The following is a 17698-nucleotide window of genomic DNA, read 5'->3' on the forward strand; positions in this document are numbered from 1 at the left end:
ATGATTCCCGACGACCGCCTCTACACGGCGCAGCACGAGTGGCTCAAGGTCGAGGACGGCGAGGCCGTGCTCGGCATCACGGACTTTGCCCAGCAGGAACTGGGCGACGTCGTGTTCGTCGAACTGCCGGCGCCGGGACAGGAGTTCGCGGCCGGATCCGAGATCGGCGCGATCGAATCGGTCAAGGCGGTGGCGGAGATCTACACGCCCGTGGCGGGCTCGATCGAGGCCGTGAACGATGGACTCGAGAACGCTCCGGAAGTGGTCAACGAGGATCCCTACGGCGAGGGTTGGCTGGTGCGCCTCCGACTTGACGAGGAAGGACCGCCGAACGAGCTGATGACAGCCGCCGCGTACGAGGCGCAGTTGGCGGGCTGATCCGGACGCACGGCGATGAAGGGGCTGGAGACTGTCATCCTGTCGTCGAGTCTGGCGGCGTGGTCGGTCGGCATCCTGGCCCAGATCGGGATCCTGCGGTGGAACCTGACGTTCGAACTGGCGCTCTACCCGCTGTACATACTGGCCGCGTTTGCCGGCTGGTTCTTCGGCAACGTCTACGTCCACCGCTCGGGCCGCGAGCGCCACTTCGCGGGCCGGGCTCTGGACGAGGTCATTCTCCAGGTGGCCCGCACCCGGCTCCTGTTCGTGCTCTACCTGTTCGGTCCGCCCGGCTGGCTGTACCTCGTTCGGTCCATGGCCCGGCGGGAGCAGCTCGAGGAGATGCCCCTGGTGCCGATCCTCACCTTCGGGGTGTACGCGGCTCTGTTCGCGGTACCCGTCCTGCTGCGGGGCACCGCCGCGCCGCGCCGCAAACTCGAACTCGGCCGGCGTGACGACTGAGATGCTCGTCCGGACGCTCGAGGAGGACCTGAGGAGTCGTGGCCCGGTGCTGGTCGCCTTTTCGGGTGGCGTCGATTCGGGGTTGGTCGCGGCCCTGGCCCAACGCGCCCTGGGAGACCGGGCCGTGGCGGTGACGGCGGCGGCCGAAACCCTTGCCGGTTCAGAGTTGGACCACGCCCGCCGGCTGGCGGCGGAGATCGGCGTTCGCCACCTGGTCACCACCTATAGCGAGCTCGACGAGCCCGAGTTCCGGGCCAATCCGCGTCACCGCTGTTACGTGTGTCAGGGACTGCGCATGGATCGGATGCTGGAACTCGCGAGGACCGGCGGCTTCGCGACGGTCTGCGACGGCACGAACGCTTCGGATCCGGGCCCTGACCGCCCCGGTCTGCGGGCGGTGCGCGAGCGAGACGTCTACAGTCCGCTGCTGGAGCACGGCGTGACCAAGGCGGATGCCCGTCGGCTGGCGCGGGCGCTCGGCCTCACGGTATGGGACCGGCCGGCGAATGCCTGCCTGTCTTCGCGGATACCTCACGGCCAGCTCGTCACGCTGCCCAAGCTCCGCCGCATCGAGGAGGCCGAAGCGGAACTCCAGAAACGGGGCTTCCGCATCCTCAGAGTGCGTCACGACGGCGACTCGGCGCGGGTCGAGGTGGGGAAGGGCGAACTGCCGGCGGCAGAAAGCCAGTGGAGCGAGATCGAGGCGCGTCTGCTCGAGCTCGGTTTCGAGGGAGCGGCGCTCGACCCGCGCGGCTATCGAACCGGCGGCGCGGACGCCGCCTGAGCGGCGTCGCGATGGAGCGGGAGCGACTCCTCGAGCTGTTGCGAGGCGTAGCCGCCGGCGACATCTCACCGGAGGACGCGCACGAACGCGTGGCGCGTCTGCCCTACCTGGACCTGGGGGCGGCCAGGCTCGACCTCGATCGGGAAAGCCGGACCGGCCTGCCCGAGGTCGTCTTCGCTCAGGGCAAGAGCGACGACGAGCTGGTTCGGATCGTCGAAGCGATGGTGGCGGACTCGGGCCGCGTGCTGGTCACACGAGTGGAGGCGGCGGCCGCGGAATTGCTCAGCGCCGCGATCCCTGACGGCCGCTTCGAGCCGCGCGCGAGGATCTGGAGCGCCGGCCGCTTCGGGCCGCCGTCCGGGCGACGGGTCGCGGTGCTGAGCGCCGGTACGTCGGACTTTCCGGTGGCGGAGGAGGCCGCGTCGTGCAGCGAGTGGCTGGGGCACGAAGTCGAGCGGATCCGGGATGTCGGCGTCGCCGGCATTCAGCGCGCGCTCGACTCGATCGATTCTCTCCGCCGGGCCGATGTGGCGGTGGTCGTGGCGGGAATGGACGGCGCCCTGCCGACGGTGGTCGCCGGACTGGTGCCCTGTCCGGTGGTGGCGGTTCCGACCAGCGTCGGCTACGGCGCGAGCTTCGAGGGGATCGGGCCGTTGCTGACCATGCTCACGGCCTGCGCCCCGGGCATCGCCGTCGTCAACATCGACAACGGCTTCGGCGCGGCGGCGCTGGCTCACCGCATTCTGTCGACCAGCATCGCGTCGCCGTACGAATAGAAGCGAAAGCCGCTCCCGATCGCCTGGCGGTACGCGTCCAGGGTGCGGCGGCGGCCGGCGAAGGCGCAGACCAGCATGAGCAGGGTGGAGCGGGGCAGGTGGAAGTTCGTGATCAACCGGTCGACGACGCGGAACTCGTAGCCCGGACGGATGTAGAGCCCGGTCCGGCCGGCGCCGGCGGCGACCAGTCCGTCCGTTGACGCCGCGGTCTCGAGCGATCGGACGACGGTCGTTCCCACCGCCACCACCCGGCGCCCGCTTCGGCGTGCGGCGGCGACCGCTTCGGCGGTGGCCTCCGGGATCTCGAAGCGCTCGGACTCCATCACGTGCGCCTCCGGGTTCTCCGTCTTGACCGGTCGGAAGGTGCCCGGGCCTACGTGCAGCGTGAGGCTCGCCCGCCGGACTCCGCGGCGTTCGAGCGCTCCCAGGAGCGCCGGGGTGAAGTGGAGGCCGGCGGTTGGCGCCGCGACAGCGCCCGGCCGCGCGGCGTAGATCGTCTGGTAGCGCTCCCGGTCCCGCGGCTCGACCGGCCGGTCGATGTACGGGGGCAGGGGTGTCTCGCCGATCTCCGCAAGGAGCGGCTCGATCGGCTGTTCGAATGTCAGCCGGAAACGTCCGTCCGCGCGTTCGTCGACCGTGGCCGACGGGCCGCCCTCGATCGCCAGAGGCGCCCCCGGGGGCAAGCGGCGGCCGGGGCGGAGCAGGCACCACCAGGAGGCTGGCCCTTCCCGCTCCACCAGCAGGATCTCCACCCGGCCGCCGGTCGGCCGGCGGGCCCGCAGCCGGGCCGGGATGACCCGGGTGTCGTTGACGACGAGCAGGTCGCCGGGATCGAGCAGCTTCGGCAGGTCGGCGAAGCGCCGTTTCCCGGTGGTCCGGCCGAGCACCAGCAGTCGGCTCTCGCCGCGTTCTCCGGGGTACCCGGCGATCGCTTCCGGCGGCAGGTCGTAGTCGAAGTCCGAGGTCCGGAGCTTGCCGCCGGTCATGCCTGACCTAGCCACGTACGGATCGCCCACGGTGAGCGCCGGCGAGTCCCGTGGCCGCCGGTCCCCAGGCCGGCGAGGCGGTCGCTCAGGCCGTCGGCGAGCAGGCTCGAGCCCAGCACGGCGGCCACGACCATCAGGCCGGGAAACGCGGCGATCCACCATGCCGTGGCCAGGTGACCCTGGCCGTCGGCGATCATCGAACCCCAGCTTGGCTGCGGCGGCTGTACGCCGAGTCCCAGGAAGGAGAGCGCCGATTCGACCAGGATGCAGGCCCCCACCCTGAGGCTTGCGTCGACCAGCAGGGGCGTCGTCGCGTTCGGCAGCAGATGGCGGATGAGCACACCGGCCGGTGAACGCCCGGCGGCCGCGGCGGCGAGCGCGAACCGTTCCTGCTTGAGCCGCAACAGTTCGGCCCGGACCAGGCGCGCGAGACCCATCCAGCCGGTGCCGCCGATCAGCAGCACGAGGAGCGTCGTGTCGGGCCGGTAGAGCGCCGCCAGCAGGAGCACCAGGGCCAGGTGGGGGAAGCAGAGCAGGCCGTCCACCGTGCGCATCAGCGTCTGGTCGACGAAGCGGCCGCCGATCGCGGCGCAGGAGCCGACGAGGGTGCCGGCGGTCAGCGCGAGGCACGCGGCCAGCAAACCGATGGTCAACGACACGCGCGAGCCGTGCAGCAGACGCGAAAGGACGTCGCGCCCCAGCGCGTCGCTGCCCAGCCAGTTCCTCCGCCGCTCGGCGATGCCCTCCTCGCGGTAGTTGGTTACGGAACCGAGCGGGAGGCGAAGCGAACCCGAGCGCCGGTCGAGGACCAGGTCGTTGCCGTCGACCGTCACCCGTTCCGCCAGCAGCGGCTCGCTGTCGAGCGTGCGCACGACGAGAAGGGAGGACAGCGGCGGCCGTCGGCTCGATTCGGAGGCGTCGAGCTGCTCCGCGGGGTCGTGCGGCGCGAGCAGGGGGGCGGTTGCCGCGAGCAGGGCCAGAGAGACGAGGACTCCGGCTCCGGTCCGGGCCGTCGCCGGCAGGGTAGACCGCCTCATTCCACCCGGATCCTCGGGTCCAGGCGGGTGAGGAGTAGGTCCGCGAGAAGCGACGCGGCGATGACCAGGACGGCGCCGTATGCGGTGGCCGCGAGGACCACGGGAATGTCACCCGACTGGATCGCCAGGAGTGTCGCGGTGCCGAGGCCGGGCCAGGCGAAGACGACTTCGGCCACCACGGCGCCGGAAAGCAGGAGCGGAGCCGATACAGAGGCGAGCTGAAGCAGGCGCGGAGCGGCGTGGGCCAGGCCGTGAACGAGCAGGATCCGTGTCTCGGACAGGCCGCGGGCCCGGGCCGCGCGACCGGCCTCGGTGGCCTGGAACTCGATCAGCGAACTCCGGGTGTAGCGGGCGATGTCGCCGGCCATCGACAGGCCGAGGACCAGGGCCGGAAGCCACAGGTGCGCCAGCACGTCGAGAGCGGCGGCTACCGGCCCGAGTTCGAAGGCGGCGGCGGAGGTCATGCCGCCGGCCGGCGCCAGACCCAGGCCCACCGCCAGCACGAGGATCGCCATCAGGCCGACCCAGAACGTGGGCAGGGCGTAAACGACCAGGCTCGCGACGCGCACGCTCAGGTCGAGACGCGAGTTCGGTCGGGAAGCCGCGATCAGGCCGAGGCCGATGCCGAGCAGGTACTGGGCGACCAGGGCCGCGCCGGCCAGCAGGAGGGTGGGCGGCAGGGCATCGAACAGAAGTTCCGCCACGGGCTGACCGGTTCGGTAGGACTGCCCCCAGTCCCAGTGCAGGACGACCGCTCCCAGCCAACGGAGATACTGCGCGGGAAGGGGCTGGTCGAGCCCGTAGAGCGCCCGCAACCGCTCCGCCTGCTCTGGCGGAATCCGTGGGTCGGAGGGCGCCATCGGATCGCCGGGAGCCAGCGCCACGACGGCGAAGGCCAGAGTCAGGACGATCAGGAAGAGCACCGCCGCGGCCAGCAGGCGGCGCAGGACGAAGCGGATCACCAGCGTGGTCGCAGGTTCAACGCCACGCCCATTCCAGGAGGTTTGCGAGCGGGCTCAGCGCGTTCGGCTCCACCGCTTCGAGTTCCTCGTTGAAGGCCGCCAGAGTCAACGGTTCCCACAGCACCAGCATCGGTTGATCCTCGTGCAGGATGCGCTGCAGTCGGTGGAGGTCTTCCAGGCCCGCCGAGGGGTCGAGGCGGGTGGCGAAGCTGTCGAGCAGGAGATCTACTTCGGGCTGGGCATACGCGGCGTAGTTGTCGCCGCCGGGGATCGACTGGCTGTGGAAGGCGTAGCGGAGGTCGAGACTCGTGTCGATCGCGAAGGCGGAGGCCGCGGCGTCGAAGTCCTTGTCGCGCATCCGCTGAATCAGGGCACCTGGTTCGACGCGGCGGGGCTGGGCGTCGATGCCGACCGCGCGGAGGTCGGCCTGAATCATCTGCATCGCGTCCCAACGGGCGGGGGCGCCGGCGAAGGTCGCCAGCTCGAACCGGAACGGTACGCCGTCGCGCTCGAGGATGCCGTCTCCGTCGCCATCGGTCCAGCCAGCGGCGGCCAACCCGTCCCGGGCGGCGGGCGGGTCGTAGCGCCAGGGTTCAAGCCCGGCGTTGTGCGCCCAGACGCTCGAGATGATGGGGCTGGTACCGACTTCGGCGTAGCCATGCCAGAGGGTGTCCACCATCGCCTGGCGGTCGATCGCCATGGCCAGGGCTCGACGGGTCTCCGCGTCCTGGAACCAGGGCCTTCGGGTGTTCCATGACACGAAGGTGAATTGACGGTTGGAGTAGGCGATCAGGCGGAGGCCGGGCTGGTTCGCGATCCGCTGCGCGTCGGTTGCTCCGAGCCCGGTGGCGACGTCGACTTCGCCCGCAAGGAGCAGGTTGGTGAGCGCGGCGCCATCGCTGGCCGTACGCAGGACGACGCGTTCGACCCGCGGGAAACCGTCTTCGAAGTAGTCGGGGTTCCGGCCCAGCACGAGTTCCTGGCCGGGCGTCCGGTTCTCCAGCAGGAAGGGGCCGCTGGTGACCAGGTTCTCGAAGAACCAGCCGGGGTCGCTGCGCCACTCGGCGAAGGGCCGCTGCTCCCAGGCGTGCTTCGGGAGGATGAGTCCGGTCGAGACGTCGGCCAGCACGGTGGGCAGGGCGGCGTCGAGGTGGAAGCGCACCGTTCCGGCGTCGATCACCTCGACGTCGGCGATCGACTCCTTGGAGAACGAGTAGTCCCAGGCGACGTTCGCGTCGGTCTGAGCGAGCCAGCTAAACCGGACATCCTCGGCCGTCACCGGTTCGCCGTCGCTCCATAGCGCGTCCTGACGCAACCGCACGGTGAGTTGCAGGCGATCCTCGGAGAACTCCCAGTCGGCCGCCAGAGCGGGCGCCCAGGTCGGCGGACCGTCGCGGAAGTCCGGTCGTTCCGCCATCAGCGGCAGGAAGAACTGGTTGCCGATCGCGCTGTACGTGAGTGTCGCGGGTCCGATCAACTCGTTCGGCGTCGGATACTCGAAGCGCATGCCGACGGTGAGGCGCGTCGTGTCCCGCGGGATGTCGGAAGCGCAGCTCCAACCGAGCATGGCAGCCAGTCCGGCCGCCGCCAGGAGCCGCATCGCAACCACGGGAATCATCGTACACCGCGGCTGTCTTGTACCGTTCGAGCGTGTGGGACTGGATCGGCAGGGACGGAGGTCAACGGCGCCGGCGCGCCTGGGCGGCGGTCCTCGGCGCCTTCGTTCTCGCCGACCTCGCCCTGTTCGGCTGGCTGATCTTCCGGTCGCTGTCCGAGCGGGAGCTGAACCGGATCGTGATCGAGGCCCGGACGGAGGCGGAGGACCTCGCCGAGCGCATCGCGGGCCGGGTGGAGAGCACCGGTCGCGACCTGTACACGGCGATGGCGACCGAATCGGAGACGCGCAGCTACATCGATTCCGTGCTGGTGCAGCGCGACATCGTCGAGACCGTCGAGGTCTTCGACAGCGAGGGTCACCTGGTGTTCCGCAATCGCCGGGACGAAACCCGCACCGACGTCGGAAGCCCGCCGAACCTGGAGTCGCCGTCGCTGGTCGCGGAGACGGTGACCAACCAGGTGCCCTACGAGATCGTGACGGTACCGGTCGGCACGGTAGGCACCTTCCAGATCGGGATCTCGCGCAGCGAGCTGCAGCAGAGGCTCGTGACCCTGCGCCGTGAGTTGCTGCGCCAGACCGCGATCGTCGCGGTGTTGACCGTCGCGCTGTTCGTGGCCGGCTACCTGCTCTACAGCCGCCTTTCGAGGCGGACCGCCCTGGCCGAGCGTCAGGCGCAGGAGGCGGAACAGATGGCCTACGTCGGCACCCTCGCCTCCGGCCTCGCGCACGAGATCCGAAGTCCCCTGAACTCGTTGAACCTGAACATGCAGATGCTCCAGGAAGAGATGCAGGCGGGTTCCTCGGAGCGTCTGGTCGCGATCACGCGTTCAGAAGTCGGTCGCCTGGAGCGCCTGGTGTCCGACTTCCTGAGCTATGCGCGTCCGGACGAACTGAAGCTCGAGCAGACGACCGCGTCCGAACTCCTGGGCCACGGCGCCGAGGTGGTGGCCGGCAAGCTCCGGTCCGCCGGCATACCCGTCGAGATCGACGATCGCAGCGGTGGCGTCCCCCTCCAGGTCGACCGCGAGCAGATGAACCAATTGCTGCTGAACCTGATCGACAATGCGGTGGCGGCGATGAGCGACTGCGATCGTCCCGTTCTCCGCCTCGAGGCGGAAGTCCGGCCGGGATCGGTCGTGCTGGCGGTCGGCGACAACGGGCCGGGAGTCGACCCCGCAGACCGCGAGAGGGTGTTCGACCTGTTCCACTCGGGGCGTCGCGGCGGCACCGGCCTGGGTCTGGCGATCGTCCGCCGCATTGCCGCCACTCACGGCGGGGAGGCGCGGGTTCGGCAGGGCGGGAGCGAGGGCGCGACTTTCGAGGTCGAGTTGCCGCTGTCGCCGGGTCCGTCGCGGCCGCCGAGGGCGGCGAGGCGGCGTGCGGAACGCGAGGTGTCGGGTCCCACCGACCATTGATGTTTCGTTGGGCGGGTGCTACTGTCGGCCGCCGAAATGCCGCTGTGGCGGCGTAGCGCGGATGACGATACTCGGTGCGCTGAACGATCGGCGCGCCGCTGAGAGAGAACGATGTACGCAGTGATAGAGACCGGCGGCAAGCAGGTCCGGGTCGAGGAAGGCGATGTTGTCGACCTGGAACGCCTCGGCGGCGCCGAGGCCGGTTCGGAGGTGGTCTTCGACCGGGTGCTGATGATCGGCGGCGGCAAGGGCGAAACCGAAATCGGTGAGCCCGTCGTCGAGGGTGCCAGGGTGCGGGCGCAGCTCGTGAGCGACCTGCGCGGCCCGAAGATCGTCGTGTTCAAGTTCAAGCGCCGGAAGGGCTACCGGCGGCGCCGCGGGCACCGCCAGGAGTTGCAGCGCTTCCGGATAGAAGCGATCGAACGATCCGGCGGGGCATAGCCGCTCGCCGGAGCAACGGAGGTCGAAAGAGATGGCGCACAAGAAGGGCCAGGGTTCGAGCCGCAACGGCCGCGATTCCAACCCCAAGAACCTGGGCGTGAAGCGTTACGCGGGCGAGAGCGTGACCGGCGGCACGATCATCGTGCGCCAGCGGGGCACCCGTTTCTTTCCCGGCGAGAACGTGGGACGCGGCGGCGACGACACCCTCTTCGCACGGGCGGACGGCGTGGTCGAGTTCCGCAACCGCGGCCGGCGCGGCACGGTGGTCAACGTCCATCCGGCCGGGTAGTAGTGGCGCCGCGGGGAGCGGCTCATGCACTTCATCGACGAGGCCGTCATCGATGTCCTCGCGGGTTCCGGCGGAGACGGCTGTCTGGCCTTCCGGCGCGAGAAGTTCGTGCCGCAGGGCGGCCCGTCCGGCGGCGACGGCGGCAGCGGCGGCGATGTCGTTCTGGTCGGCTCGTCCGGGCTCGGCACCCTCTACCGTCTCAGCTTTCCGGCCGCGTACCACGCCGAGCGGGGAAGGCACGGTGAGGGGTCGAACAAGACCGGTCGGAGCGGCAGCGATCTCGTCATTCCGGTGCCGCTCGGAACCGAGGTCCATGACGCTGCCACCGGCGAGCCCCTGGGCGAGGTCCTGACCGAGTCCGACCAGCTCGTCGTCGCGCGCGGCGGCGCCGGTGGGCGCGGCAACGCCCGCTTCAAGAGCGCGCGCCAGCGAGCGCCGAGGCGCGTGGAAACGGGAAGACCGGGCGAGCAGCGCCGCCTGCGCCTGGAACTGAAGCTGCTCGCCGACATTGGCGTCGTCGGCCTGCCGAACGCGGGCAAGTCGACCCTCATCAGCAGGCTCACTGCCGCGAAACCGAAGATCGCCGACTATCCCTTCACGACGCTCGTGCCCCAGCTTGGCGTGGTTGGGCCGCCGGCGATTCCGGTCGAGGCGGAACCCTTCGTGATCGCCGATCTGCCGGGACTGATCGCCGGCGCCGCCCAGGGCGCCGGCCTCGGAACCCGCTTTCTGCGCCACGTGGAACGCTGCCGTGTCCTCCTGCACCTGGTCGACCTCGGGCCGCAGCCCGAGGAGGGAGCGGGTGCGGTCCAGGCGGCCTTCGACACGATCTCCGCCGAGCTTGGCGCCTTCAACGAGGATCTCCTTCGCCGGCCCCGGATCCTCTGCGGTTCGAAGCTCGACATCGCGGAACCGGACCGGCGACGCGACCTGGCCGCCCTGGCGCGAAGGGAGGGAGTACGGTCTCTCGAGATCTCGGCCGTCGCGGGTACCGGGCTTGACCGCCTGGTGCGCGAACTGCGCCTCCTCCTGGATGTGGCCGACTCCGCCGGCGACGAGGCTTCCGCGGGAGTTACCTCGCCATGAGGATGGGCCTGTTTGGTGGCAGTTTCGACCCGATCCACAACGGGCACGTTCTGCCGGTGCTCGCCGCGCGGGAACTCCTGGACCTGGACGTCGTCCACTACCTGCCGACCGCCTGTCCTCCGCACAAGCCCCGAGGGACGAGGGCGCCTGCGCTCGTGCGGAACACGATGGTCGAACTGGCGCTCCTGCCCTACCCCGAGCTCGTCGTCTCGGACGCGGAACTCGATTTTGGCCGGACCGCGTACACGGTGGACACGGTGGAGCGCTACGTGGTCGAGAACCCGGAGGCCGACCTGCACCTGCTGCTCGGCGTCGACAGCTTCAACGACCTCATGGCCTGGCGGCGATTTGAAGACCTGATCGGCGCCGTCAGGCTGGTCGTTCTGGCACGGCCGGGCGAACGGGGCCTGGATCCGGCGGTGCGCGCGGCGGTCGAGGGCGCGCGCGGCTTCGATCTGGTCCGGCATCGCTCGGTCGATGTCTCGTCCAGCTCGATCCGCCGCCGGCTTTCCCGGGGCGAGGAGGTGGATGCCGGCTTGATGCCCGCCGCCGTGCTGCGGTACTGTCGCAAGTACGGGTTGTACCGTTGACGCAAGCGCAGACGCTCCAGGCCCGGTTGGGCGCCATCTCTCCCAGTCCCGAGGGGACCCCTGACTCCGAGGAGCGTGTGCGCGCCGTCGCTGCCGCGGCGATCGACCGGAAGGCGCAGGACCTTCGGGTTCTGGAACTCACCGACGTCAGCGACTTCACGGACTACTTCGTTATCTGCAACGGCGCCAACGCGCGCCAGGTGAGCGCGATCGCGGAGGCCGTGGAGCGGCGGCTGCGGTCCTGCGGCGCCCGTCCCCTGCACCTGGAGGGATCGGGGCGCGGTCAGTGGGTGCTGCTCGACTACGGCGACGTGGTCGTCCATGTGTTCGACCCGGAAAGGCGGGAGCTCTACCGGCTCGAGCGCCTGTGGTCCGACGCCCCGGACCGGACAGCGGAGCTGGCGTCGGACGGAGGACCGGTCTCGCATGGCGTCCCTGCTGCGACTTGAGGTCAACGGTCTGGAGCGGGAACTGGCCGTGCCCGGGGCCGACGCCAGCGTGCTCGACCTGCTGGCGAGCCTCGATCAGCATCCGAAGACCGTGGCTGTCGAGGTGAACCGCGAACTCGTGCCGCGTGCACGGTTCGGCGACATCAGCCTCCAGGACGGCGATCGGGTGGAGATCGTCCGTTTCGTCCAGGGCGGTTGAGTGGCTGATCGGGTATAGTCGCCCGTCGCTGCCGGCCGCCCGAGCGGCTCACCAGAGGCGGCGCGGAGGCTGGGCCGCTAGCTCAATTGGCAGAGCAACAGACTCTTAATCTGTGGGTTCTAGGTTCGATTCCTAGGCGGCTCACCACGCTTCGCCCGCGGTGGCTTTCGCGGCACGATCGGGCGAAAGTGGCGGAACTGGTATACGCGCTAGACTTAGGATCTAGTCCCGAAAGGGTTGGGGGTTCGAATCCCCCCTTTCGCACGGCACGAAACCGTCGGGCCCTGGACTCAGCATCTGGCCCCGCAAGGGTTCAGGGGTTAGAGTCCCCCTTTCGCACTCCGCCGCTCATCCTGCCCGCTTCGCAACCGGAACTCCCTGAGAAACCCGTTCGGTCATGACTGTGGTGGTCTCCAAGCGGGAGGTCGGCGTGTGCCGCCAGGAGTTCGAGATCGAGGTGCCCGCCTCCGAGGTGGACGCCGAGTACCTCCGGGTCGCCAGGGACTACCGTCGCCGCGCGCGCATCGACGGCTTCCGCAAGGGGAAGGCTCCACTCGACCTGGTGCGGCAGCGGTTCGCGGGTTCGATCGGCGAGGACGTCTCGGAACGTCTGGCGCCGAAGTACTGGCAACGGGCGAGCGAGGAGGACGGCGTGCACGCCATGCTGCCGCCCAGCGTGGCGCCGGTACTGGCCGCTCCGGGCCAGCCGTTGCGCTTTACCGTGACCGTCGACGTCGAGCCCGAGGTCGAGATCGGCGACAGCCGGAGCTTTGAACTGCCCCAGCCCGAGACGGAACCCAGTGAGGCCGAGGTCGACGAACTCCTGGAGCAGGTACGGCTCCAGCGCTCGACCTGGGTGCCGGTCGACCGGGCGGCGGCTCGCGGCGACCGGGTTCGCGGCAGGATCCACCGCGCCGCGCTGCCCGGCTACGTTCCGGAAGCGGCCGCCGAAGACGATCAGGATCAGGATCAGGACGAGCGCGGTCCGGCGACCCACGACATCGACCTCGAACTCGGCGACGAGCGGGCATGGCCCGAACTCACGGACAACCTGACCGGCCTGTCGGCGGGCCAGAAGTCGGACTTCGCGCGCACCGAGACGGACGACGATGTCGAGCGGCAACGCAGCTACGAGATCGAGGTCGATGAGGTGCTGGAGCGCAAGCTCCCGGACGTGGACGACGACTGGGCGAGCGGTCTCGCCGCCACGATCGAGACCGTCGACGATCTGCGGCGGCAGCTTGGCGAACAGGTGCAGGCGCAGAAGGCCGAACAGGCGGGGCAGCAGCGCACCGACGCGCTGCTCGACCAGTTGAGGGAGCGCTATCCGGTGACTCTGCCGGCGGCGGTCGTGGAGCGCGAGGCGCTCCAGATGGCCAGGTCCTACGCGAACAACCTGGCTCGCCAGGGGTTCGACCTCGAACGGCAGCAGTTGCCCTGGGAGCAGTTGATGGAGGAGATCCGGCCGCAGGCCGAGAAGCGGGCGCATTCCTCCTTCCTGCTCGACCGGATCGCCCGCGACGACGGCGTCGAGGCAACGGCCGAGGATCTCGAGAGGGCGCTGGAAATCATGGCCCGTGCCCGCAACACGAACCGCGGCCGGCTGCGCCGCGAGCTGGAGCGGGACGGCGGCCTGGAGATGTTGAGAGTCGAACTGAGGCGGGATCGGACGGTGCAGGCTCTGCTGGCGGCGAACACGCCGCCGGAGGAAGCGCCCGCCCCGGCGGACGAGCCCGCCGCGGAAGGAGAGGACTAGACAATGCTGGTTCCCATGGTGGTCGAGCAGACCAATCGGGGCGAACGGGCCTATGACATCTACTCTCGGCTGCTCAAGGACAACATCGTGTTCCTGGGCAGGGCGATCGACGACGAGGTGGCGAACCTGGTCATCGCGCAGATGCTCTTCCTCGAGTCCGAGAACCCGGAGAAGGACATCTCCCTGTACATCAATTCGCCGGGAGGTTCGGTGACCGCCGGCTTCGCGATCTACGACACGATGCAGCACGTCAAGCCGGACGTCTCCACTCTCTGCGTCGGCCAGGCCGCGTCCTTCGCGGCGGTCCTGCTGGCGGGTGGCGCGAAGGAGAAACGGATGGTGCTGCCGAACGCCAGGGTGCTGATTCACCAGCCCTGGGTGCAGAGCCTCGGCGGCCAGCAGACGGACATCGACATCCACGCCCAGGACCTGCTGCGGATGCGCGGCCGGATCGACGAACTGCTCGCGCTGCACACCGGAAAGTCGACGAAAGAGGTTCACGCCGACACCGAGCGGGACAAGATCCTCACCGCGGAAATGGCGGTCGAGTACGGGCTCGCCGACCGTGTCGTCGAGCGCCGCGGAGCCTCGTAGCGGAGTCCAGACGGAGCTTCGGCGGCGGGCCCCGGAGTCCTGGCCGTGCTAGCATCCGACGGTGCGCACGGCCTCTGGAGCGCGTGCGAACAGGCCGAACGAGACGCGAGAAACGAGCCGGAACGACCAATCGTGGCGAAGAAGGACAATGGCGACGACGCGCTGAGGTGCTCGTTCTGCAGCAAGAGCCAGCGAGAGGTCAAGAAGCTCATCGCGGGCCCCACCGTCTTCATTTGCGACGAGTGCGTCGACATCTGCCTAGACATCATCGCCGAGGACCGGATGCTGGAACAGCGCCAGGAAGCGGCGCTGCCCAAGCCCCAGGAACTCAAGAAGCTGCTCGACGACTACGTGATCGGCCAGGAGCAGGCCAAGAAGAAGCTGGCCGTCGCGGTCTACAATCACTACAAGCGAATCGATTTCGGCGAGCGGTCGCGGACCGACGTCGAACTCCAGAAGTCGAACATCCTCCTGATCGGGCCCACGGGCACCGGCAAGACGCTGCTCGCGCAGACGCTGGCGCGGCTGTTGAGCGTCCCCTTCACGATCGCGGACGCGACCACGCTGACCGAGGCGGGCTACGTCGGCGAAGACGTCGAGAACATCATCCTCAAGCTCTACCAGGCGTCCGGTAGCGACAAGGAAAAGACCCAGCGCGGGATCGTCTACATCGACGAAGTGGACAAGATCTGCCGCAAGGGCGACAACCCTTCGATCACGAGGGACGTGTCGGGCGAGGGCGTCCAGCAGGCCCTGCTCAAGATCCTCGAGGGAACGCAGTGCAACGTGCCGCCACAGGGAGGGCGCAAGCACCCGCACCAGGAGTTTCTCCAGATCGACACGACGAACATCCTCTTCATCTGCGGCGGCGCCTTCGTCGGTCTCGAAGAGCGCATCGAAGGACGGATGAACGAGAAGACGATGGGCTTCGGCGCCGAGATCAAGGACCGCGACAGGCGGGCCGGCGAGATGCTCCGCCATGTGCTTCCGGAGGACCTGATCAAGTACGGCCTGATTCCCGAGTTCGTCGGCCGCCTGCCGGTCGTGGCGACCCTGGAGCAGCTCGACGAGGATGCTCTGGTCCGGATCCTGACCGAGCCGAAGAACTCCCTCGTGCGCCAGTACGAGGCGATGTTCGAGTTTGAGGACGTCAAGCTCACCTTCACCGCCGAGGCGTTGCGCGCGGTCGCCCGCCAGGCGATGAAACGCAACGTCGGCGCCCGGGGCCTCCGGATCATCCTCGAGGAGCTGATGCTGGAACTGATGTACGGCCTGCCGTCGGAAGCCGGCGTCAAGGAGTGCGTCATCAACGAGGACGTGGTGGTCAACGGCATTCAGCCGCTGACCGTGTACGAGAAAGCGGGATAGGGATGGCCTCCGGATACGTTTCGACCTCGAGCGACCGGCTGCCTGTCGTGCCGCTGCGGGACATGGTGGTCTTCCCGCAGATGATGGCGCCCTTCATCGTCGGCCGGCGCGGTTCCGTGCTCGCGCTGGAACAGACGCTGCGCACGGCCGGCAAGCTGATCTTCCTGGTCGCCCAGCGCGATCCGAAGGTCGACGACCCGGGGATCGACGACATCCACCGGATCGGTGTCGTCGCTCGGGTGGTGCAGAACGTCAAGTTGCCGAACGGCAACGTGAAGGTGATGGTCGAGGGATTGCGGCGGGCCGAGCTGCGGACGCTCGAAGAGATCGACGGCGCCTTCGAGGCGGAGGTCGAGGTCTACGAGATCGACTACCCGGCCGACGACAAGGTCCAGGTCTACATGAGCCGCCTGCTCAACAGCTTCGAGCAGTACGCGAAGATGTCCCATCACCTGGCCTTCGAGAGCCTGATGTCAACGCTGAAGCTCGACGATCCCGACCGCTTCGCCGACGCCCTGGCCGCTCACCTGACCGTGTCGACGGCCGAGAAGCAGACGCTGCTCGAGACGCTGAATCCGTACGAACGCCTGCAGGCCGTGCACGACCTGCTCGATGTCGAGGTCGAGAAGATCAACATCGACAAGCGGATCAACGTGCAGGTCAAGAAGCAGATGGAGAAGGCTCAGAAGGAGTACTACCTCAACGAGAAGATCAAGGCGATTCACCACGAGCTCGGGCGCAAGGATGAGCGCGGCGACGAGATCGCCGAGCTGAAGGAGAAGATCGAGAAGTCGGGCGCCCCGAAGCTGGTGCGCGAGAAGGCGGAGCAGGAGTTGCGGCGGCTCGAGGCGATGCCGCCGGTGTCGGCCGAGGCGACCGTGTCGCGGAACTACGTCGACTGGCTGGTATCGGTGCCGTGGAAGAAGCGCAGCCGCGAGTTGAAGGACCTGCAGAAGGCGGCGCGGATCCTGGACGAGGGGCACTACGGCCTGGAGAAGGTCAAGGAGCGGGTGCTCGAGTTTCTGGCCGTCCGCCAGCTCACCCACAAGAACCAGAACTCGATCATCTGCTTCGTCGGCCCTCCTGGGGTCGGCAAGTCCTCGCTGGCCAAGTCGATTGCCGCCGCCACCGGCCGCAAGTTCGTGCGCCTTTCTCTCGGCGGCGTTCGCGACGAGGCCGAGATCCGCGGGCACCGCCGTACGTACATCGGCGCGTTTCCCGGTCAGATCATCCAGATGATGAAGCGGGCGGGCACGGTCAACCCGGTCTTCCTCCTCGACGAGGTCGACAAGATGTCGATGGACTTCCGCGGCGATCCATCGTCCGCGCTGCTCGAGGTGCTCGATCCGGAGCAGAACGACACCTTCGTCGATCACTACATGGACATCGAATATGACCTCTCCAGGGTCATGTTCATCGCCACCGCGAACGTCGAGCACCCGATTCCGCCGGCGCTCAAGGACCGGATGGAGATCATCCAGCTCGCCGGGTATACGCCGAACGAGAAGCTCGAGATCGCGCGCCAGTTCCTGGTGCCGAGGCAGTTGGACAGCCATGGTCTGACCGCGGACGCGATCCGCTTCGGCGAGGACAGCCTGGGTCACCTGATGGACTCCTACACGCGCGAGGCGGGCGTCCGCAACCTCGAGCGCGAGATCGCGGCGGTCTGTCGCAAGCTGGCCCGCCGGCTGGTCGAAGAGGGCCGCACGAAGAAGCTGAAGGCCCGTGCGAAGGCCAAGGGCGGTAGTAAGGCCAAGAGCGCCGAGAGTGCGATCGCGGTCGACCGGGAACTCGTCGGGGAACTCCTCGGCAAGCCGAAGTTCCGGCCCTACAAGAAGCTCGACGAGTCCGAGGTCGGCGTCGCCACCGGTCTGGCCTGGACCCAGGCGGGCGGCGAGCTGCTCCAGAGTGAAGTCGGCCTGATGAAGGGCAGCGGCAAGCTGATCCTCACCGGCAAGCTGGGCGACGTGATGAAGGAGTCGGCGCGAGCGGCGATGTCCTACCTGCGCAGCCGCGCCGACGGATTCGGCCTGGAGCCCGGCTTCCACGCCGACCAGGACCTCCACATTCATGTTCCCGAGGGCGCCATTCCCAAGGACGGGCCGTCGGCGGGCATCACGATGGCGTCGGCGATCATCTCTTCCCTGCTGCGGGTACCGGTACGCGGCGACGTGGCGATGACCGGCGAGATCACGCTGCGCGGAAAGGTGCTGCCCGTAGGCGGTATCAAGGACAAGGTGCTGGCCGCCTACCGCGCGGGGATCTTCGAGATCCTGCTGCCGAAGGAGAACGACAAAGACCTCGAGGAAGTGCCCGAGGAAGTCCGCGACAAGATGAAGTTCCACCTCGTGGAGTCGATGGACGAGGTCCTGGAGATCGTCTTCGACGGAGTCGTGCAGAGAGCGCCGGAGGTCGCGGCCGACTTCCAGAAGCCCGCCTCCGAGGCGCCGCCCGCGAACGTGGCTCACTGAAACCGCGAACGTGGCCCACTGAAGAGGCCCACTCAGG

19 protein-coding genes and 2 tRNA genes are annotated in these 17698 nt (G+C 68.7%); 17 read left to right on the forward strand and 4 right to left on the reverse strand.

The annotated features are described in order from the left end of the window. From gcvH to larB, 4 genes are read left to right on the forward strand one after another with little or no spacing between them, the layout of a single operon-like run. On the forward strand, nucleotides 1–378 hold the full coding sequence (gene gcvH, locus OXI49_14990; protein ID MDE2691817.1) for a glycine cleavage system protein GcvH: 378 nt from the start codon (nucleotides 1–3) through the stop codon (nucleotides 376–378). Between the two features lie 15 nt (nucleotides 379–393). Next, entirely contained in the window at nucleotides 394–840 is a 447-nt protein-coding gene (locus OXI49_14995; protein ID MDE2691818.1) for a hypothetical protein, read from the forward strand. Then, the gene (gene larE / locus OXI49_15000; protein ID MDE2691819.1) at nucleotides 830–1624 is read left to right on the forward strand and encodes an ATP-dependent sacrificial sulfur transferase LarE; all 795 of its coding nucleotides are present in this window, start codon (nucleotides 830–832) and stop codon (nucleotides 1622–1624) included. The genes OXI49_14995 and larE overlap by 11 nt, the downstream gene beginning before the upstream one ends. A gap of 11 nt (nucleotides 1625–1635) precedes the next feature. Continuing rightward, nucleotides 1636–2400 (forward strand): nickel pincer cofactor biosynthesis protein LarB, encoded by a 765-nt coding sequence (gene larB / locus OXI49_15005; GenBank protein MDE2691820.1) that lies wholly within the window; start codon nucleotides 1636–1638, stop codon nucleotides 2398–2400. On the opposite strand, the gene queA is transcribed toward larB, so the two are convergent. From queA to OXI49_15025, 4 genes are read right to left on the reverse strand one after another with little or no spacing between them, the layout of a single operon-like run. Further along, on the reverse strand, nucleotides 2358–3386 hold the full coding sequence (queA, locus tag OXI49_15010; GenBank protein MDE2691821.1) for a tRNA preQ1(34) S-adenosylmethionine ribosyltransferase-isomerase QueA: 1029 nt from the start codon (nucleotides 3384–3386) through the stop codon (nucleotides 2358–2360). The genes larB and queA overlap by 43 nt on opposite strands. Next, nucleotides 3383–4423, reverse strand: a complete 1041-nt coding sequence (locus OXI49_15015; protein ID MDE2691822.1) for an ABC transporter permease — start codon at nucleotides 4421–4423, stop codon at nucleotides 3383–3385. The genes queA and OXI49_15015 overlap by 4 nt, the downstream gene beginning before the upstream one ends. Next, nucleotides 4420–5385, reverse strand: coding sequence for an ABC transporter permease (locus tag OXI49_15020; GenBank protein MDE2691823.1), 966 nt, complete (start codon nucleotides 5383–5385; stop codon nucleotides 4420–4422). Before OXI49_15020 ends, OXI49_15015 begins: the two co-directional genes overlap by 4 nt. A 16-nt stretch (nucleotides 5386–5401) precedes the next feature. Continuing rightward, a complete protein-coding gene (locus tag OXI49_15025; GenBank protein MDE2691824.1) occupies nucleotides 5402–7003 on the reverse strand; it encodes an ABC transporter substrate-binding protein in 1602 nt (533 codons plus the stop codon). 32 nt (nucleotides 7004–7035) lie between these two features. Between OXI49_15025 and OXI49_15030 the strand changes: the two genes are divergently transcribed. The 13 genes from OXI49_15030 (at nucleotide 7036) to lon (ending at nucleotide 17661) form a co-directional block, all read left to right on the forward strand. Further along, entirely contained in the window at nucleotides 7036–8418 is a 1383-nt protein-coding gene (locus tag OXI49_15030; protein MDE2691825.1) for a HAMP domain-containing sensor histidine kinase, read from the forward strand. 111 nt (nucleotides 8419–8529) lie between these two features. Next, the gene (rplU, locus tag OXI49_15035) at nucleotides 8530–8859 is read left to right on the forward strand and encodes a 50S ribosomal protein L21 (GenBank protein MDE2691826.1); all 330 of its coding nucleotides are present in this window, start codon (nucleotides 8530–8532) and stop codon (nucleotides 8857–8859) included. A 31-nt stretch (nucleotides 8860–8890) separates the two neighbouring features. Beyond that, nucleotides 8891–9148 carry a 50S ribosomal protein L27 gene (gene rpmA / locus OXI49_15040; protein ID MDE2691827.1) on the forward strand — a complete coding sequence of 86 codons (258 nt, stop codon included), beginning with the start codon at nucleotides 8891–8893 and terminating at the stop codon, nucleotides 9146–9148. Between the two features lie 24 nt (nucleotides 9149–9172). Further along, nucleotides 9173–10234, forward strand: a complete 1062-nt coding sequence (gene obgE, locus OXI49_15045; GenBank protein MDE2691828.1) for a GTPase ObgE — start codon at nucleotides 9173–9175, stop codon at nucleotides 10232–10234. After that, nucleotides 10231–10824 (forward strand): nicotinate (nicotinamide) nucleotide adenylyltransferase, encoded by a 594-nt coding sequence (gene nadD, locus OXI49_15050; GenBank protein ID MDE2691829.1) that lies wholly within the window; start codon nucleotides 10231–10233, stop codon nucleotides 10822–10824. The genes obgE and nadD overlap by 4 nt, the downstream gene beginning before the upstream one ends. After that, on the forward strand, nucleotides 10821–11273 hold the full coding sequence (gene rsfS / locus OXI49_15055) for a ribosome silencing factor (GenBank protein ID MDE2691830.1): 453 nt from the start codon (nucleotides 10821–10823) through the stop codon (nucleotides 11271–11273). Before nadD ends, rsfS begins: the two co-directional genes overlap by 4 nt. Continuing rightward, nucleotides 11251–11472: a sulfur carrier protein ThiS gene (gene thiS / locus OXI49_15060; protein MDE2691831.1), complete on the forward strand. Its 222-nt coding sequence runs from the start codon at nucleotides 11251–11253 to the stop codon at nucleotides 11470–11472. The genes rsfS and thiS overlap by 23 nt, the downstream gene beginning before the upstream one ends. 71 nt (nucleotides 11473–11543) lie before the next feature. Next, nucleotides 11544–11619, forward strand: a tRNA-Lys gene (locus OXI49_15065). Between the two features lie 35 nt (nucleotides 11620–11654). Then, nucleotides 11655–11736 (forward strand) — tRNA-Leu (locus tag OXI49_15070). Nucleotides 11737–11869: 133 nt separating this feature from the next. Then, nucleotides 11870–13228 carry a trigger factor gene (gene tig / locus OXI49_15075; GenBank protein ID MDE2691832.1) on the forward strand — a complete coding sequence of 453 codons (1359 nt, stop codon included), beginning with the start codon at nucleotides 11870–11872 and terminating at the stop codon, nucleotides 13226–13228. A 6-nt stretch (nucleotides 13229–13234) separates the two neighbouring features. After that, a complete protein-coding gene (locus OXI49_15080; GenBank protein MDE2691833.1) occupies nucleotides 13235–13822 on the forward strand; it encodes an ATP-dependent Clp protease proteolytic subunit in 588 nt (195 codons plus the stop codon). Nucleotides 13823–13954: 132 nt separating this feature from the next. Beyond that, the gene (clpX, locus tag OXI49_15085; GenBank protein MDE2691834.1) at nucleotides 13955–15190 is read left to right on the forward strand and encodes an ATP-dependent Clp protease ATP-binding subunit ClpX; all 1236 of its coding nucleotides are present in this window, start codon (nucleotides 13955–13957) and stop codon (nucleotides 15188–15190) included. A gap of 2 nt (nucleotides 15191–15192) precedes the next feature. Further along, nucleotides 15193–17661, forward strand: a complete 2469-nt coding sequence (gene lon / locus OXI49_15090; protein ID MDE2691835.1) for an endopeptidase La — start codon at nucleotides 15193–15195, stop codon at nucleotides 17659–17661. Nucleotides 17662–17698: the final 37 nt, after the last annotated feature.

This window comes from Acidobacteriota bacterium, assembly GCA_028875725.1.
GTDB lineage: Bacteria > Acidobacteriota > Thermoanaerobaculia > Multivoradales > Multivoraceae > Multivorans.

Bases quoted from the DNA above. Each gene is read 5' to 3' on its own strand.
- gcvH (MDE2691817.1), top strand. From the start codon at position 1: ATGATTCCCGACGACCGCCTCTACACGGCGCAGCACGAGTGGCTCAAG.
- OXI49_14995 (MDE2691818.1), top strand. From the start codon at position 394: ATGAAGGGGCTGGAGACTGTCATCCTGTCGTCGAGTCTGGCGGCGTGG.
- larB (MDE2691820.1), top strand. From the start codon at position 1,636: ATGGAGCGGGAGCGACTCCTCGAGCTGTTGCGAGGCGTAGCCGCCGGC.
- queA (MDE2691821.1), bottom strand. From the start codon at position 3,386: ATGACCGGCGGCAAGCTCCGGACCTCGGACTTCGACTACGACCTGCCG.
- OXI49_15015 (MDE2691822.1), bottom strand. From the start codon at position 4,423: ATGAGGCGGTCTACCCTGCCGGCGACGGCCCGGACCGGAGCCGGAGTC.
- OXI49_15025 (MDE2691824.1), bottom strand. From the start codon at position 7,003: ATGATTCCCGTGGTTGCGATGCGGCTCCTGGCGGCGGCCGGACTGGCT.
- rplU (MDE2691826.1), top strand. From the start codon at position 8,530: ATGTACGCAGTGATAGAGACCGGCGGCAAGCAGGTCCGGGTCGAGGAA.
- rpmA (MDE2691827.1), top strand. From the start codon at position 8,891: ATGGCGCACAAGAAGGGCCAGGGTTCGAGCCGCAACGGCCGCGATTCC.
- obgE (MDE2691828.1), top strand. From the start codon at position 9,173: ATGCACTTCATCGACGAGGCCGTCATCGATGTCCTCGCGGGTTCCGGC.
- nadD (MDE2691829.1), top strand. From the start codon at position 10,231: ATGAGGATGGGCCTGTTTGGTGGCAGTTTCGACCCGATCCACAACGGG.
- thiS (MDE2691831.1), top strand. From the start codon at position 11,251: ATGGCGTCCCTGCTGCGACTTGAGGTCAACGGTCTGGAGCGGGAACTG.
- tig (MDE2691832.1), top strand. From the start codon at position 11,870: ATGACTGTGGTGGTCTCCAAGCGGGAGGTCGGCGTGTGCCGCCAGGAG.
- lon (MDE2691835.1), top strand. From the start codon at position 15,193: ATGGCCTCCGGATACGTTTCGACCTCGAGCGACCGGCTGCCTGTCGTG.